Source organism: Bifidobacterium phasiani (assembly GCF_019331775.1).
Taxonomy (GTDB): Bacteria; Actinomycetota; Actinomycetes; order Actinomycetales; family Bifidobacteriaceae; genus Bifidobacterium; species Bifidobacterium phasiani.
Genome location: NZ_JAHBBD010000001.1, coordinates 36,799 through 51,317, shown reverse-complemented (window position 1 = coordinate 51,317; position 14,519 = coordinate 36,799). Strand labels below are relative to the sequence as shown.

General features: G+C 71.0%; 11 protein-coding genes. 7 read left to right on the top strand and 4 right to left on the bottom strand.

The window, feature by feature from the left end:
* The first annotated feature begins 133 nt into the window (after nt 1-133).
* Both KIH73_RS00205 and KIH73_RS00200 read left to right on the top strand, forming a co-directional pair.
* Entirely contained in the window at nt 134-1,186 is a 1,053-nt protein-coding gene (locus tag KIH73_RS00205; RefSeq protein WP_219079508.1) for an inorganic phosphate transporter, read from the top strand.
* A 17-nt stretch (nt 1,187-1,203) separates the two neighbouring features.
* Entirely contained in the window at nt 1,204-1,827 is a 624-nt protein-coding gene (locus KIH73_RS00200; protein WP_219079507.1) for a DUF47 domain-containing protein, read from the top strand.
* Nucleotides 1,828-1,893: 66 nt separating this feature from the next.
* On the opposite strand, the gene KIH73_RS00195 is transcribed toward KIH73_RS00200, so the two are convergent.
* Complete coding sequence (locus KIH73_RS00195; protein ID WP_219079506.1) at nt 1,894-2,550, bottom strand: response regulator; 657 nt, start codon at nt 2,548-2,550, stop codon at nt 1,894-1,896.
* Nucleotides 2,547-3,761, bottom strand: coding sequence for a sensor histidine kinase (locus KIH73_RS00190; RefSeq protein ID WP_219079505.1), 1,215 nt, complete (start codon nt 3,759-3,761; stop codon nt 2,547-2,549). Before KIH73_RS00190 ends, KIH73_RS00195 begins: the two co-directional genes overlap by 4 nt.
* Before the next feature lie 172 nt (nt 3,762-3,933).
* On the opposite strand from KIH73_RS00190, the gene KIH73_RS00185 reads away from it, so the two are divergent.
* From KIH73_RS00185 to KIH73_RS00175, 3 genes are read left to right on the top strand one after another with little or no spacing between them, the layout of a single operon-like run.
* Nucleotides 3,934-4,908 (top strand): ABC transporter ATP-binding protein, encoded by a 975-nt coding sequence (locus KIH73_RS00185; protein ID WP_219079504.1) that lies wholly within the window; start codon nt 3,934-3,936, stop codon nt 4,906-4,908.
* 28 nt (nt 4,909-4,936) lie between these two features.
* Nucleotides 4,937-6,121: an ABC transporter permease gene (locus KIH73_RS00180; protein ID WP_219079503.1), complete on the top strand. Its 1,185-nt coding sequence runs from the start codon at nt 4,937-4,939 to the stop codon at nt 6,119-6,121.
* A complete protein-coding gene (locus KIH73_RS00175; protein WP_219079502.1) occupies nt 6,108-7,355 on the top strand; it encodes an ABC transporter permease in 1,248 nt (415 codons plus the stop codon). Before KIH73_RS00180 ends, KIH73_RS00175 begins: the two co-directional genes overlap by 14 nt.
* 102 nt (nt 7,356-7,457) lie before the next feature.
* Here the strand turns inward: KIH73_RS00175 and KIH73_RS00170 are convergent, their stop codons facing one another.
* Both KIH73_RS00170 and KIH73_RS00165 read right to left on the bottom strand, forming a co-directional pair.
* On the bottom strand, nt 7,458-8,819 hold the full coding sequence (locus KIH73_RS00170; protein ID WP_219079501.1) for a nucleobase:cation symporter-2 family protein: 1,362 nt from the start codon (nt 8,817-8,819) through the stop codon (nt 7,458-7,460).
* Between the two features lie 27 nt (nt 8,820-8,846).
* Nucleotides 8,847-9,428, bottom strand: coding sequence for a xanthine phosphoribosyltransferase (locus KIH73_RS00165; protein ID WP_219079500.1), 582 nt, complete (start codon nt 9,426-9,428; stop codon nt 8,847-8,849).
* A gap of 246 nt (nt 9,429-9,674) precedes the next feature.
* Here KIH73_RS00165 and KIH73_RS00160 point away from each other — a divergent pair, with 246 nt between their 5' ends.
* Nucleotides 9,675-11,555 carry an acyltransferase family protein gene (locus KIH73_RS00160; protein ID WP_219079499.1) on the top strand — a complete coding sequence of 627 codons (1,881 nt, stop codon included), beginning with the start codon at nt 9,675-9,677 and terminating at the stop codon, nt 11,553-11,555.
* A gap of 175 nt (nt 11,556-11,730) precedes the next feature.
* The gene (locus tag KIH73_RS00155) at nt 11,731-14,385 is read left to right on the top strand and encodes an ATP-dependent helicase (protein ID WP_219079498.1); all 2,655 of its coding nucleotides are present in this window, start codon (nt 11,731-11,733) and stop codon (nt 14,383-14,385) included.
* Nucleotides 14,386-14,519 lie beyond the last annotated feature (134 nt).

Genomic DNA, 14,519 nt, shown 5'->3' with positions numbered 1-14,519 from the left:
CGAACCGGGGCGGGCGCCGCCCGGCATGCCGCCGCGGCGCGAAACACTACGTAGCCCTGCATGACTCCCGGGTGAACATCAGGTAAACTCAGTGTGTTCACTGTTGAAGATTGAGAAAAAGGCGGCGAGTACGTTGGACGTTTCATTCATGTACTTCATCCAACAGATGCTCACCAACCCCGCATTGCTCGTGACTACGTTGCTGACGCTGGGCGTCATCTTCGTCAACGGCTGGACCGACGCGCCGAACGCCATCGCCACCTGCGTGACGACGCGCTGCATGCGGGTGCGCTCGGCGATCATCATGGCGGCCGTATTCAACTTCCTCGGCGTGTTCATCATGACGCAGCTCAACGCCTCGGTCGCCTCCACGATCAGCAACATGGTCGACTTCGGCGGCAACACCCACGAGGCGCTGATCGCGCTGTGCGCGGCGCTGTTCTCCATCGTCGTCTACAGCGTCGCCGCCTCGATGTTCGGCATCCCCACCTCGGAGAGCCACAGCCTGATCGCCGGCCTGACCGGCGCCGCGATCGCGATCCAGAACGGCATCGGCGGCGTCAACATGGACGAATGGGTCAAGGTGCTCTACGGCCTGGTGGCCAGCCTGGCCATCGGCTTCGCGATGGGCTGGGTCGTGTGCAAGCTGGTCACCGTCGTGTGCGCGGGGCTCGACCGCCGCCGGACCAACGGCTTCTTCAAGTACGCGCAGATCGTGGGCGCCGCGGCGATGAGCTTCATGCACGGCGCGCAGGACGGCCAGAAGTTCATCGGCGTGCTGTTCCTCGGCATGGCGTTCTGCAGCGGCCAGTCCAGCGTGGCCGGCGTGATCATCCCGGTGTGGCTGATGCTGCTGTGCAGCACGATCATGGGCCTGGGCACCTCGGTCGGCGGCGAGCGCATCATCAAGTCGGTCGGCCAGGACATGGTCCGGCTCGAGAAGTTCCAGGGCTTCTCCGCCGACCTGTCGAGCGCGCTGTGCCTGCTGCTGATGACCGTGCTGGGCATCCCCGTGTCGACGACGCACACCAAGACCAGCGCGATCATGGGCGTCGGCGCGGTCAAGCGGCTGTCGGCCATCAACTTCGGCGTGGTGAAGGACATGATGCTCACCTGGGTGTTCACGTTCCCGGGGTGCGGTCTCATCAGCTTCGTCATGGCCAAACTGTTCATGTTCGTGTTCTAACGGAAGGAACCGCATCGATGGCAAGAAAGAACGACGCATTCTACTTCGACTCCTTCGACCGGAGCGCCGAGTATGCGGGGCAGGCGGTGGCGCTGCTGTCGGAGGTCATGCACGACTACGACCCGTCCCGGCTGCAGGAGCGCATGGCGCAGATGCACGCCATCGAGCAGGCCGCCGACGAGGTGCGGCACGCGCTGGTGGACGAGCTGGTCACCGCGTTCATCACGCCCATCGACCGCGAGGACGTGGCGCTGCTGAGCGACTACCTCGACAGCGTCGTCGACGAGATCGAAGGGGTGCTGCACCGCCTGTACTACGACAACGTGCAGGAGATCCGCCCGGACGCGCTCGACATGCTCGACAAGGTCGTCGACGAGGTCGAGCAGATGCGCGGGCTGGTGGCGGAGATGCGCCGGTTCAAGCGTTCGAAGACGCTGCGCGAGCGGGTGTTCACGATCAACCACGTGGAGCAGGAGGCCGATTCGCTGTTCGTCAACGCGCTGCGCGACCTGCACACCACCTGCTCGGACCCGATGGCGGTGTTCGCCTGGCACGAGGTGTACACGCAGCTGGAGGAATGCGCCGACGCCTGCGAGAAGGTCGCCGACGTCATCGACAACGTCGTCATGAAGAACAGCTGACCTTTCGGCCGCGTCGGACGCCGCGCGCCCGGTCCGCCGGGACGCGCGGCGTCCCCGTATGCGCGCTCAGCGCCGGTCCCGTCGGATCCAGGCGATCGCGAGCTGGGTGCGGTTGGCCATGCCCAGCTTGTCCAGGATGCCGCTGATGCGGTTGCGCACCGTGCCCGGCGACAGGTACAGCCGCGCCGCGATGTCGCGGTTGTCGAACCCTTCGGCCACCAGGGCCGCGATCTCGAGCTCGCGGTCGCTGAGCTCCGGGAACGCGTCGGCGGCCTCGGACGGGTCCGTATCCCGGCTCTCGGCGTCCTCCGCCGGGGCGGCGAGCTTGCCGAGCACCTCGGCGCCCAGCACCACCTGCCCGGCCATCACCGCCTGCAGCGCCGGGCCCACCGAGGCGACGTCCTGCTTGATCAGATAGCCTCGCGCGCCCAGCGCGATCGCCTCGTCGATGTAGGCGCGGTCCGAGAAGGTGGTCAGGAACAGCACGCGCGCCGACCGGTCGAACGCCAGGATCCGCCGCGCGGCCTCCAGACCGCCGATGCCGGGCATCTGGATGTCGATCAGCAGCACGTCCGGCCGGTCGTGCGGGCCCGAACGGTAGCGTTCGACGGCCCGCTCGCCGTCGGGTGCGGTCCATAGCACCTCGGCCGCGCCGGTGGCGGTCAGTATCGTGCGCAGCGACTCGCACACGATCGGGTCGTCGTCGACGATGGCGGTCTTCATCCCTGCTCCTTCCGTGCCGTGTCGGCCCACGGCGCCTTCGGTATCGAGGCGAACACCCTCCAGCCCGCGCCGTACGGCCCGTAGGTGGCCGTGCCGCCCAGCGGGCGGACGCGGGCGTCGATGTCGGCCAGCCCCATGCCCCGCGGCGCCCCGGTCCGCGCGCCGGCGGCGGGGCCGCCGTTGTCCTGGACGACCAGCTGCCAGAACGCCGGGAAGTCGTGCAGCACGACGGACACCTCGTCGGCCGTGCTGTGGTGGGCCACGTTGGACAGCGCCTCGCGGATCACCGTGGCCAGGCATCGCGCCACCGGCGCCGGCGCCTGGCCGATCGCATCGTCCAGCCGCACGGAGAACCCCGCCGTCGCCGCGTCGAACGACGAGGCGGCCGCGCGGATCTGCGCGTGGACGTCGGTGCCGGCGTCCTCCAGGTCGTGCACCGAGCGGCGCACCATCGTCATCGCCTCGTCCACGGTGGCGCCGATCCCGGCGAGACGCGCGGCGCCGGCCTCGTCCCCGGACGCGTCGGCGACCACGCGCGCCGCCTCGGTCTGCATGATCGCGCGCGTCAGCAGATGGCCGACGTTGTCGTGGATCTCGCGGGCGATGCGGGTGCGCTCGGCCATCGTGGCCATCCGCACCGCGGCGGCGCGCTCCTCCTCGCCGTCGGCGATGCGCGAGCGCTGCCGGCGCATCACGTCGCGCGCGACGTCCTCGATCCTCGGCAGCGCGTGCGCGAGCCGGTCCTCGCGGCGCACGGACATGCCGAACAGCGCGGCGACGACGGTGAGCAGCACCAGCGCGACGAGGAACGACGGCGCGAGCGGCGAGCGGCGCGCGGCCGCGCACGCCGCCGTCACGGCCGTGGGCGCCAGCCAGAGCCACCGCGCGGCCGCCCATGCGGACCGCCCCGTCCGCGCGGGCGCCGGGTCGCCGGACCCGTCGCGCGCCGCCCCGTCCCGGTCCAGACGCATCGAGTCATAGGCGCCCAACGGCAGGAACCAGCACAGATGCGGCACCACGCACGCGGCGAGCAGGCCGCCGGCCGCAAGCGCGGCGCGCCGATGCGGATCGCGCAGCCACTCGAACAGCGTCGTCCCGCACACGGCGGCGAGCATCGCGGCGACGAACGGCACGGCGACGGCATGCAGGTCCATGACGGCCAGCGTCAGGCACAGCCCGGCCAGCACGGTCTTGTCCACGAGTCGTCGCATACCGACCACGATAACCGCATGGGCCGGACGGAGTGGACGGCGATGACAAAAGTCACCCCCCGACCGGCGAGTCGTGACCGCGCTCAGCATCCGGGGCGCCGCGGATTCGGGCAGGATGGAGACACCATCCGATGCGATCGGGGCACCGGTCGCCCGAAGGAAGGACACGACGATGGACACGACACTTCAGTCCCAGGCCGCGCGCGGGCAGGATCCGGCGATCCGCGTGCGCGGTCTGGTCAAACGCTACGGCGAGACCCTGGCGCTCGACTACTTCGACCTGGACGTGCGGCGCGGCGAGATCTTCGGCCTGCTGGGACCGAACGGCTCGGGCAAGACCACGGCGATCAACTGCATCCTGGCGCTGCTGACCTACGACGAGGGACGGATCGACGTGTTCGGCGAGCCGATCGGGCCGACCAGCTACGCCCTGAAACGGCGCCTGGGCGTCGTGCCCCAGGAGGTGGCGGTGTTCGACGAGCTGACGGTCGAACAGAACATCGACTACTTCTGCTCGCTGTACGTCGCCGACCGGCGGCGGCGCCGGAAACTGGTCGACGACGCGGTCGCGTTCGTCGGGCTGGGGGAGTACCGGCGCGTCAGGCCGGGCAAGCTCTCCGGCGGCCTGCGGCGCCGGCTCAACATCGCCTGCGGCATCGCCCACCGGCCCGAACTGGTCTTCTTCGACGAGCCCACCGTGGCCGTCGACCCGCAGAGCCGCAACGCGATCCTCGAGGGCATCCGCAGCCTGCGCGACGAGGGCGGCACCGTCGTGTACACCAGCCATTACATGGAGGAGGTCGAGCAGGTCTGCGACCGCATCCTGATCATGGACCACGGCCGGCATCTGGCGCTCGGCACCGCCGACGAGCTCAAGGCCATGATCGACGTCGGCGAGCGCATCAGCGTCGAAAGCCTCGACCTGCCCGAGTCGGCCGTCGAGGCCGTCCGCGGGCTGCCGGCCGTCGACGAGGCCCGGTACGACGGCCGCGAGCTGCAGGTGCGCTGCCGGCGCGGCGAACGCAACATCGCGGACGTGTTCGCCATCCTCGAGGCCTCCGGCGCGAACATCGGCCACGTCACGTCCCGGCCGCCCACCCTCAACGACGTGTTCCTCGAGATGACGGGCACCGCGCTGCGCGACTGAGCGCCGCCACGACAGCAAGGGAGGAGCCATGCTCACCACATTCGCCACGCAGATACGCGCCACGCTGCGCCAGCCCGCGCCGCTGTTCTGGGCGCTGGCGTTCCCGCTCATCCTCGCCACGATGTTCTCCGTCATGTTCGGCTCGATATCCGAGGCGTACACGCTGCAGGCCCAGCCGGTCGGCGTCGTGCGCGACGCCGGCTGGGAGGACACCCCGGGCGCCGAGGCGCTGGCCGGGGCGCTCGGCGCGGGCGACCGTCCGCTGATCGAGGAGGTCCGGGCCGACGACCTGGACGCCGCCCTGGCCGCCCTGACCGACGGCACGGCGATCGGATACCTGTACGCGGACGACGACCATCTGCTGCGCTTCGCCGTCTCGGACGCCGTGTACGGCAGCTCGGACAACGCCGTGGCGTTGACCGTCAGCGTGATCGGCCACACGGTCGAGCGGTACAACGAGACGGCCGCGCTGGGCGACCTGGTCGCGCTCGAGCACCCGCAGGCCCTGCTCGACGAGGCGTTCGTGCGCGACCTGGGCGCCGCCGACGGGCTGACCGAGGAGACCCGGCTGACCCGGTTCGCGCCCGACGGGACCGCCCGGTACTACTACGCGCTGCTGGCGATGGCCTGTCTGATGTGCATGACGATCGCCATCGGCGCGATCACCGACGCGCAGCCCAACCTCTCCGCGCTGGGCGCCCGCCGCAACGTCGCGCCGCTGCCGCGGCACCGGATGCTGATGGCCGTGTTCCTGGCCTCGTGGCTGATGTCGTTCGCGTGCATGGCGGTCGCGTTCCTGGCGGTCCGGTACGTGTTCGGCGTCGGCGTGGGCGGCCGCGAGCCGATGGCGATCGCCGCGGTGGCCGCGGCGACCTTCATGGCCTCGGCGTTCGGTATGCTGATCGGCGCGATCCCGCGGATCCCGGCCGGCACGAAATACGGCGTCGCCACCGGCATCACCTGCCTGCTCTCGCTGTTCGCCGGACTGTACGGCGAACCGGCGATGGCGCTGGGCGACTGGGTGCAGCGCGAGCTGCCGGCGGCCGCGCTGGCCAACCCGGCGCGCCAGATCACGCAGCTGTTCTACGACATGCTGTACTACGACGACCCGCAGCCGTTCATCCGGACGCTCGGCGTGCTGTGCGCGATGGGCGCGGCATGCCTGGCCGGCGCGACGCTGCTGTTGAGGAGGCAACGCTATGAGCACCTGTAAGACCGCGCTGCGCGTCATGTGGCGCCACAAGACCTATCTGCTCATCTATCTGATCGGCCTGAGCATGGCCATGGTGGCGATGGTCGGCTCCGCGATCATCGGCCGGGAGGCCGGCGACGAGACGACGTACGCCTCCTCGCGCGCCACCGTGGCGATCGTCGACCGGGACGGCGACGACGGCTCCGTGGCCTCAGGCATGCGCGACTACCTGGTCCCGACCTGCGACCTAGTCGCGCTGGACGACACGGAACGCGACCTGCAGGACGCCGTGGCGACGAACTACACCGACCTGATCGTCATCATCGACGACGGGTTCGCTCGGCGCTTCGCCGACGCGGTGCGCGGCGACGGGCGGACGCCCGCCGTGCGGACCGTCACCAGCTACACCTCGGGCGTCGGCGCGATGGCGGCGCTGCAGGTCGACGGCTACCTGTCCTTGCTGCGCAGCGCCTACCGGGCCGCGGCGCTCGACGGGCACGACCCGGGCCTGGCCGGCGCGGTCGCGCAGGTGCTCGCCGTGCGGGAGGACACCGAGGGCGGCGTCGCGCTGGTGCGCACCTCGTCCGGCGACACGGCCCTGGCCATGAACGTGTTCGGGGTGTCGCTGCAGTTCGGCGGGTACCCGATCCTGGCGTCGCTGACCGTGACCATCGCGATGATCATGGGCGTGTTCGGCCTGCCCACGACGCGCCGGCGCACGCTGGCCTCCCCGCAGCGCCCCTTCGCGCGCGGCGCGGCGCTGCTGGCCGCCTGCGCGGTGCCGGCGTGCGCGGCGGCCGCGTACTACCTGGCGCTGAGCGTCGCGATGCCGGTGCTGACCGGCTGCGACGGGGCGATGCCCACGGCGGGGCAGATGGCGCGGTGCCTGGCGACGGTGCTGTGCTATGCGGCGATGGCCGCGGCGCTGGGGTTCGTGCTGGCGCAGTGCGGCCTGTCCGAGGAGGCGGCGAACGGGTTCGCCAACGTGTTCTCGCTGCTGACGACGTTCACCGGCGGCGTGTGGTTCTCGCCGTCGATGATGCCGGAGGCGGTGATCGCGCTGGGCCGCATGCTGCCGGCATGGTGGTACAACGACGCGCTGGCCGCCGCGCTGGGCGTCTCCGGGTACACCGAGACGGGCGCGGACCTGGGCGCCTGGGCGTCGTCCACCGGGCTGGTCGCGTTCTACGCCGCGGCGTTCGTGTGCATCGGCCTGGCCGTCGGCGCCGTCCGCGCCCGCCGCGCCGCCGTGTGACCGGCCGGATGCGGCGTGCCGGGCGCCATGCCCGGATACGACGGGAGCCGCACGCCCCGGGGACGTGCGGCTCCCGTCATGCGTCATGCGGACGCCCGGCGCCTATTCCGCCTCGGCGGCCGGGGTGCTGAGGAAGTGCTCCTCGCTCGGCAGCACCAGGCTGAGCACCAGCGCGACCACGAAGGCGACGGCGATGCAGTTCGACGCGAAGATCTGCCGGAACAGCGCGGGGAAGTGCACGAAGATGTCGCCGACCTGGGTGAAGCCGATGCCGATGGTCAGGCTCAGCGCGGCGATCGTGATGTTGCGCTGTGTGAAGCCGGCCTCGGCGATCATCTGGAACCCGGAGAGGATGATGTTGCCGAACATCATGATTGTGCACCCGCCGAGCACCGACTGCGGCATCGAGTTGAACACCTCGGCGATGGCCGGCACGAAGCTCGCCAGGATCAGAATCAGACCGCCCGAGAGGATCACCTTGCGGTTGACGACCTTGGTCATCGCCACCAGTCCGATGTTCTGCGCGAAGCTGGTCAGCGGCAGGCAGCCGAACAGGCCGGAGACCGAGGAGATCAGGCCGTCGCCGGCGATCGCGCCCGCGGTCTCGCGCTCGGTGGGCAGTCGGTTGAGCCCCACCTTGGTCAGCGCGGCGGTGTCGCCCAGCACCTCCACCGAGGAGACCACGTACAGCAGGCCCAGCGAGATGATCGCGCCGGGGTCGAACTCGGGGGCGAACGGCATGATCCGCGGCACCGAGACGACCTGCAGGTGCGCGAACCCGGAGAAGTCGACCTTGCCCATGACGATGGCGACCAGATAGCCGACCACCAGGCCGAACAGCACCGACAGCTGCTTGGCCGTGCCCTTCATCAGCAGCTGGAACGCCAGGCAGGCGACCAGCGAGACCAGGCCGAGCGTGAGGTTCTGCCAGCTGCCGAAGTCCTCGGCGCCCGAGCCGCCGCCGAAGCTCTCCGCGCCCACGGTCAGCAGCGAGAAGCCGATCGCGGTGACGACGACGGCCGAGACGATCGGCGGCACGAAACGGCGCCAGTACCGGGCGGTCAGGCCCAGCGCCAGCTCGAGCACGCCGCCGACGAGCACGGCGCCCACGACGGCGCCGTAGCCCTTGTCCGCGCAGATCGCCACCGCCGCGGCCACATAGGTGAACGAGATGCCGGTGACCATCGGCAGGCGCGAGCCGATCAGCCACACGCCGTACAGCTGCAGGCACGTGCCCAGGCCGGCCGTCAGCAGGCCCGCCTGGATCACGGTGGCCGACTCCTGCTGGGTCAGCCCCGCCGCCGAGGCGACGATGAAGATCGGGGCGAGGTTCGCCACGAACATCGCCATCACGTGCTGCAGGCCGAACGGGATGCCCTTCCAGAACGACACCGGGGCGTCGAGGCTGCTCAGCGCCTCGAACGAGATCCCGGACGGATGATTCCTCTTCTCTTGCTGTGCCATGACCCTTCTCCTTCGCGGCGCGGGCGCTCAGCCGCGGAACACGATCTCGCCGGTCTCGGGATCCATCGACTCGACGATGGCCAGCGAATCCACGTCGTACCCCTCGGCGCGCAGCTTGTCGCCGCCGCCCTGGAAGCCCTTCTCGACCGCGATGCCGATGCCCTCGACCGTGGCGCCGGCGTGCTCGCAGATGTCGATCAGGCCGCGCAGCGCCTTGCCGTTGGCCAGGAAGTCGTCGATCAGCAGCACATGGTCCTCGGGGCCCAGGTACTTGCGCGAGACGATGACCGGGAACTCGCGCTGCTTGGTGAACGAGTACACGGTGGACACGTACTGGTCGCCGTCCAGGTTGATCGACTGCGCCTTCTTGGCGAACACGACCGGCACGTCGCCGAAGTGGCGCGCCGCGACGCAGGCGATGCCGATGCCGGAGGCCTCGATGGTGAGGATCTTGGTGATCGTGCGGCCGGCGAAGTGCCCGGCCCACTCGGCGCCCATGCGGTCGTAGAGCGCCACGTCGCACTGGTGGTTCAGGAATGCGTCGACCTTCAGCACGTTGCCCTGCTTGACGGTGCCCTCCCTGCGGATGCGTTCCTCGAGTTCCTTCATCTGTCTCTTCCCTTCATGGTGACTGCCGGTGGCGTGCGCGGCGGGCCCGCGCGCGTATAAGTGCCCAGCTTACGAGTCTCGCTTGACGGCGCGCGCGGGGCCCGCGCCCGGACCGCCGGGCCGGCCGGGCTGCGGCCATGTCCGACACCCACGGAGCGCCGCGCGCCGACGGCCGCCGGCGCGCATGCTATGGTGGCCTGACGAGACGCGCCGACCTCGGCGCGCCCAGGGACGTGACGGGGCAAGATGAACGGGACGATTCGCTACGCCGGCATGGACGGCATCAAGGGGCTGGCGCTGATCGGCGTGATCTGGTACCACCTGTCGCAGCGCACGCTGCCCGGCGGCTTCATCGGCGTCGAGGTGTTCTACACCGTGTCGGGCTTCCTGCTGGGCACCGGCCTGCTGGAATCGAGCGCGCATGGCGGCCGGGCCTGGCTGCCGAGGTTCTACGTGCGCCGCCTGGCGCGGCTGTGGCCGGCGCTCGCGGCCATGACGCTGTGCGTGGTCCCCGCCGCCGCGCTGGTCGACACTGACGCGCTGGTCGGCATCGGCGGGCAGAGCGCGGCCGCGCTGACCTTCTCGACCAACTGGTACGAGATCGCCACGGGCGGCAGCTACTTCGCGACGACCTCGCCGCAGCTGCTGCGCCACCTGTGGTTCGTCTCGCTGATGGCGCAGGTCGTCGTGCTGCTGCCGGCCGTCGTGGCGCTGACCCGGCGCCTGGCCGCCCCGCGGCTGCGGCCCGTGGTCCCCGCCGCGCTGGCCGTGCTGTCGGTGGTGCTCATGGCCGTGCTGTACGACCCGCAGGACGATCCGACGCGCGTGTACTTCGGCACCGACACCCACTGCTTCGGCATGCTGCTCGGACTGGCGCTGGCATGGACGCTGCGCGCCGCCGGCGGCCCGTCGCCGCTGCCCGTGGCGCTGGCCCGCCGCACGCTGCCGTGGGCGGCGACGGCGGCGCTGGTCATGCTGATGGCGATGGCCGTGCGCGTCGGCCAGGACGAATCGGCGTTCCGCGGCGGGCTGGCGCTGACCGCCGTCCTGACGCTGGTGCTGATCGCCGGCACGATCACGAAGGACTCCTGGATGTGCGGCCTGTTGGAATGGCGGCCGCTGGCGCTGCTCGGACGGCACTCCTACGGCCTGTACCTGTGGCACTGGCCGGTCTTTTTGCTGGTGCAGCTGGCCCTGCCCGGCTGGCGCGGCCGCGGCATGTGGCTGATCTGGACGCTGACGCTGGCGTTCAGCGCGCTCGCCGCGGCGCTGTCGTGGCGCATCGTCGAGCGGCCGGTCGCACGGTGGTCGGACCGGCGGACGGGCCGGGGCGGCGCCTCCCGGGACGCGGCGCGCCCCATGACGGCCCGCGGCCGCGCCGTCTCGCGACTGCGCGCGTTCGCCGCGGCGCTGGCGGCGATCGCGCTGGCCGTCGGCTTCGTCGGCGCCGTGCGCGCCGCCCCCGGGCGCTCGCGCACGCAGATCATGCTGGAGAACAACCAGGCGGCCCTGGAGGCCGAGGCCGACCGCCGCGAGCAGGACGCCCGGGCCCAGGCCGAGGCCAGGGAGCGCGCCGAGCAGGAGGCCGCCGCCCGCGCCGAGGCCAAGCAGGAGGCGCTCAGGACGCTGACCGGCGAGGACGTCACCGTCATCGGCGACTCGGTGACGGTCGGCGCGACCCCCGCGCTGCAGCAGGCGCTGCCCGGCGTGGTCGTCGACGCGCAGACCTCGCGGTTCATGCGCGAGGCGCCCGACATCGTCGCCGCGCTGGCCGGGCAGGGGCAGCTGCGGCGCTACGTGGTGGTCTCGCTGAACACGAACTCGGCCGCCGACCAGGCGTCCTTCGAACGCATCGCCGCCGCGGCCGGCGACGGCCATGTGCTGGTCATCGTCAACGGCTACGGCGACCGCTCGTGGATCCCCGTGGCCAACCAGGCGGCCGCGGACTACGTGCGGGGACACCCGGCCACGGCGGCGCTCGCCGACTGGGGCGCGGCCATCGCGGCGCACACCGAATGGCTGGCCAGCGACGGCATCCACCCCACTGAACAGGGGGCCGAGCTGTACGCGCAGACCGTGAAGGAGGCCATCGCCACGTGGATCTCCTACCAGGCCGCCGCGCGGTGACGGCCGGGACACGCCGGCCCGCGCGGCCGCGCCCTCCACGCCGGGCGCGCCCATGTGGTAGACATGAATGCGCGACCGTCGCCAGCGGCGGCGGACGCACGGCCCGCGGCTGGCGATCCAGCCGGGCCGCATCCAGGCAACGACGACGGCCAGACGCCGACGGAAGGGACGCAACGTGGAACAGGACCCGGATTTCATCGCCAGGGGAGCCGACGAGCTGATCGGCGACCTCAACCCCCAGCAGGCCGAAGCCGTGCAGTACCGCGGGCAGGCGCTGCTCATCGGCGCGGGCGCGGGCTCCGGCAAGACCCGCGTGCTCACCCGGCGCATCGCCTGGATCCTCACGCGCTTCGGCGCATGGCCGAGCCAGATCCTGGCCATCACGTTCACCAACAAGGCGGCGGCCGAGATGCGCGAGCGCCTGGCCGGGCTGATCGGCCCGGTGGCCGAGCGCATGTGGGTGTCCACCTTCCATTCGGCGTGCGTGCGCATCCTGCGGCGCGACGGCGCGCGGATCGGCTTGGGTTCGGGCTTCTCGATCTACGACACGGCCGACTGCGAGCGCCTGGTCAAGCTCATCGGCGCCGACCTGAACATCGACCTCAAGCGCTACACGCCGCGCGCGATCCTGGCCCGCATCTCCGACTACAAGAACAACCTGCAGGACTGGCGCCAGCAGCTCAGGACGTACGCCGCCGACTACAAGCCGGGGCAGAAGGGCTACCAGCTCGGCCGCTTCGGCAACGTCGAGGAGCTGTACGCGGTGGTGTACGCCGAATACCAGCACCGCCTGGCGATGGCGAACGCCGTGGACTTCGACGACCTGATCGTGCGCACCGTCGAGCTGCTGCGCACCTGCCCGGACGTCGCCGAATACTACCGCCGCAAGTTCCGCTACATCCTCGTCGACGAGTACCAGGACACCAACCACGCGCAGTACGTGCTGGTGCGCGAGCTGGCGGGCGTCGACGCGGGGGAGGCCCCGCAGCCGGGCGCCGTGGCGGCCGGGCGGCAGGGGCCGGCGTGGATCACGGTCGTGGGCGACTCCGACCAGTCCATCTACGCGTTCCGCGGCGCGGACATCCGCAACATCCAGGACTTCGAGCAGGACTTCCCGAACGCGAGGACGATCATGCTCGAGCAGAACTACCGCTCGACCCAGACCATCCTCGACGCCGCCAACGCCGTGATCGCCCACAACGAGGGGCGCAAGCCCAAGAAGCTGTGGACCGCGCTGGGCAAGGGCGAGCCGATCGTGGGCTACGCGGCCGACAACGCGCAGCAGGAGGCCGCGTGGATCGCCCGCGAGATCGCCCGGCTGCACGCCGAGGAGGGCATCTCCTACGCGGACATGGCGGTGATGTACCGCGCCAACGCGCAGTCGCGCTCCCTGGAGGAGGCGCTGATCAACGCCGGCCTGCCCTACCAGCTCATCGGCGGCACCCGCTTCTACGAGCGCCGCGAGGTCAAGGACGCCATCGCCTACCTGCAGGCCATCGTCAACCCCGCCGACGACGTGAACATGCGGCGGATCCTCAACGTGCCCAAGCGCGGTCTGGGCGCGCGCGCCGAGGCGCTGGTCACCGGGTACGCCGACGCCCACGCCGCCACGTTCTACGACGGCGTGCTGCACGTCGACGACCTCGGCGCGCCGACCCGCACGGCCACGCAGCTGCGGGCGTTCCGCGACCTGATGACCTCGCTGGCGGCGTTCGCCGCCGAGCACGACGCCAAGCCCTCGCAAATCGTGGCCGAGGTGCTGGCCAGGTCCGGCCTGCTGGAGGAGCTGCAGCGCTCCGACGACCCGCAGGACGCCTCGCGCGTCGAGAACCTCTCCCAGCTGCAGTCGGTCGCCGCCGAATACGAGCAGAAGACGCCGGACGCCACGCTCGCCGGCTTCCTGGAGACCACGGCGCTGGTGGCCGACTCCGACCAGCTGCCGATGCAGGGCGAGGACAGCGGCGCGGTGACGCTGATGACCCTGCACACCGCCAAGGGCCTGGAATACCCGGTCGTGTTCCTGACCGGCCTGGAGCAGGGCACGTTTCCGCACTCGCGCTCGCTGGAGGACACCAACGAGCTGGCCGAGGAGCGGCGGCTGGCCTACGTGGGCATCACGCGCGCGAAGCGCCGCCTGTACGTCACGCGCGCAGCCGTGCGGGCCCAGTGGGGCCAGGCCGCGGAGATGCTGCCCAGCCAGTTCCTGGACGAGATCCCCGACGGGCTGATCGACTGGAAGCGCCGCGAGGCCGGCGTCGAACGCATGCGCGCGGGCTGGTCGGACGGCGGGCTGGACGACGATTTCGGCGGCTGGGACGACGATTTCGACGGCGTGACCTACGGCGGGTCGTCCTCCCGCGGCTCCGGGTCGTCGTACGGTTCGCGCCCGTCCTACGGCTCGTCGTACGGCTCGCGTTCCACGTACGGCTCCGGGACCTCGACGTTCGGCTCGCGCTCGGGCTCGTCCCACGGCTCGTCGTCCTCGTCGCGCACCTCGCGGTACGGCTCGCGCTCCGGTTCGGCCGGCGGGCGCGCCTACGGCACGTCCTCCGGCGGCTCCTCGCGCAGCGGCAAGGTGACGACGCGGCGCATCGCCCCCTCGTCCGGCACGAAGAAGCTGGCCGGGGCCTCGGCCTCCCCGCTGCTCAAGGGCAACGGGCTGTCCATCGCCGACTTCAGCGTCGGCGACCGGATCACGCACGACAAGTTCGGCCTGGGCACCGTGGTCGACCTGCAGGACAAGGGCCCCAAGTCGGTGATCACCGTCGACTTCGGCTCCGACGGCGTCAAGCGGCTCATGCTCGCGGTCGCGCCGATCGAGAAGCTGTAGCCTTGCGGCGCGCGGACCGCACGCGGATCCGACATACGTCCGGCCCCTGTGTGTATAGTGGTCGTTTGGTGTCTGCCGCCAGGCGGGCGCCGTCTGGAGCCTTAGCCCATCAACGGGTCGGCGGCGAGGAACTC

Bases quoted from the DNA above. Each gene is read 5' to 3' on its own strand.
- KIH73_RS00200 (WP_219079507.1), top strand. From the start codon at position 1,204: ATGGCAAGAAAGAACGACGCATTCTACTTCGACTCCTTCGACCGGAGC.
- KIH73_RS00195 (WP_219079506.1), bottom strand. From the start codon at position 2,550: ATGAAGACCGCCATCGTCGACGACGACCCGATCGTGTGCGAGTCGCTG.
- KIH73_RS00190 (WP_219079505.1), bottom strand. From the start codon at position 3,761: ATGCGACGACTCGTGGACAAGACCGTGCTGGCCGGGCTGTGCCTGACG.
- KIH73_RS00185 (WP_219079504.1), top strand. From the start codon at position 3,934: ATGGACACGACACTTCAGTCCCAGGCCGCGCGCGGGCAGGATCCGGCG.
- KIH73_RS00180 (WP_219079503.1), top strand. From the start codon at position 4,937: ATGCTCACCACATTCGCCACGCAGATACGCGCCACGCTGCGCCAGCCC.
- KIH73_RS00175 (WP_219079502.1), top strand. From the start codon at position 6,108: ATGAGCACCTGTAAGACCGCGCTGCGCGTCATGTGGCGCCACAAGACC.
- KIH73_RS00170 (WP_219079501.1), bottom strand. From the start codon at position 8,819: ATGGCACAGCAAGAGAAGAGGAATCATCCGTCCGGGATCTCGTTCGAG.
- KIH73_RS00165 (WP_219079500.1), bottom strand. From the start codon at position 9,428: ATGAAGGAACTCGAGGAACGCATCCGCAGGGAGGGCACCGTCAAGCAG.
- KIH73_RS00160 (WP_219079499.1), top strand. From the start codon at position 9,675: ATGAACGGGACGATTCGCTACGCCGGCATGGACGGCATCAAGGGGCTG.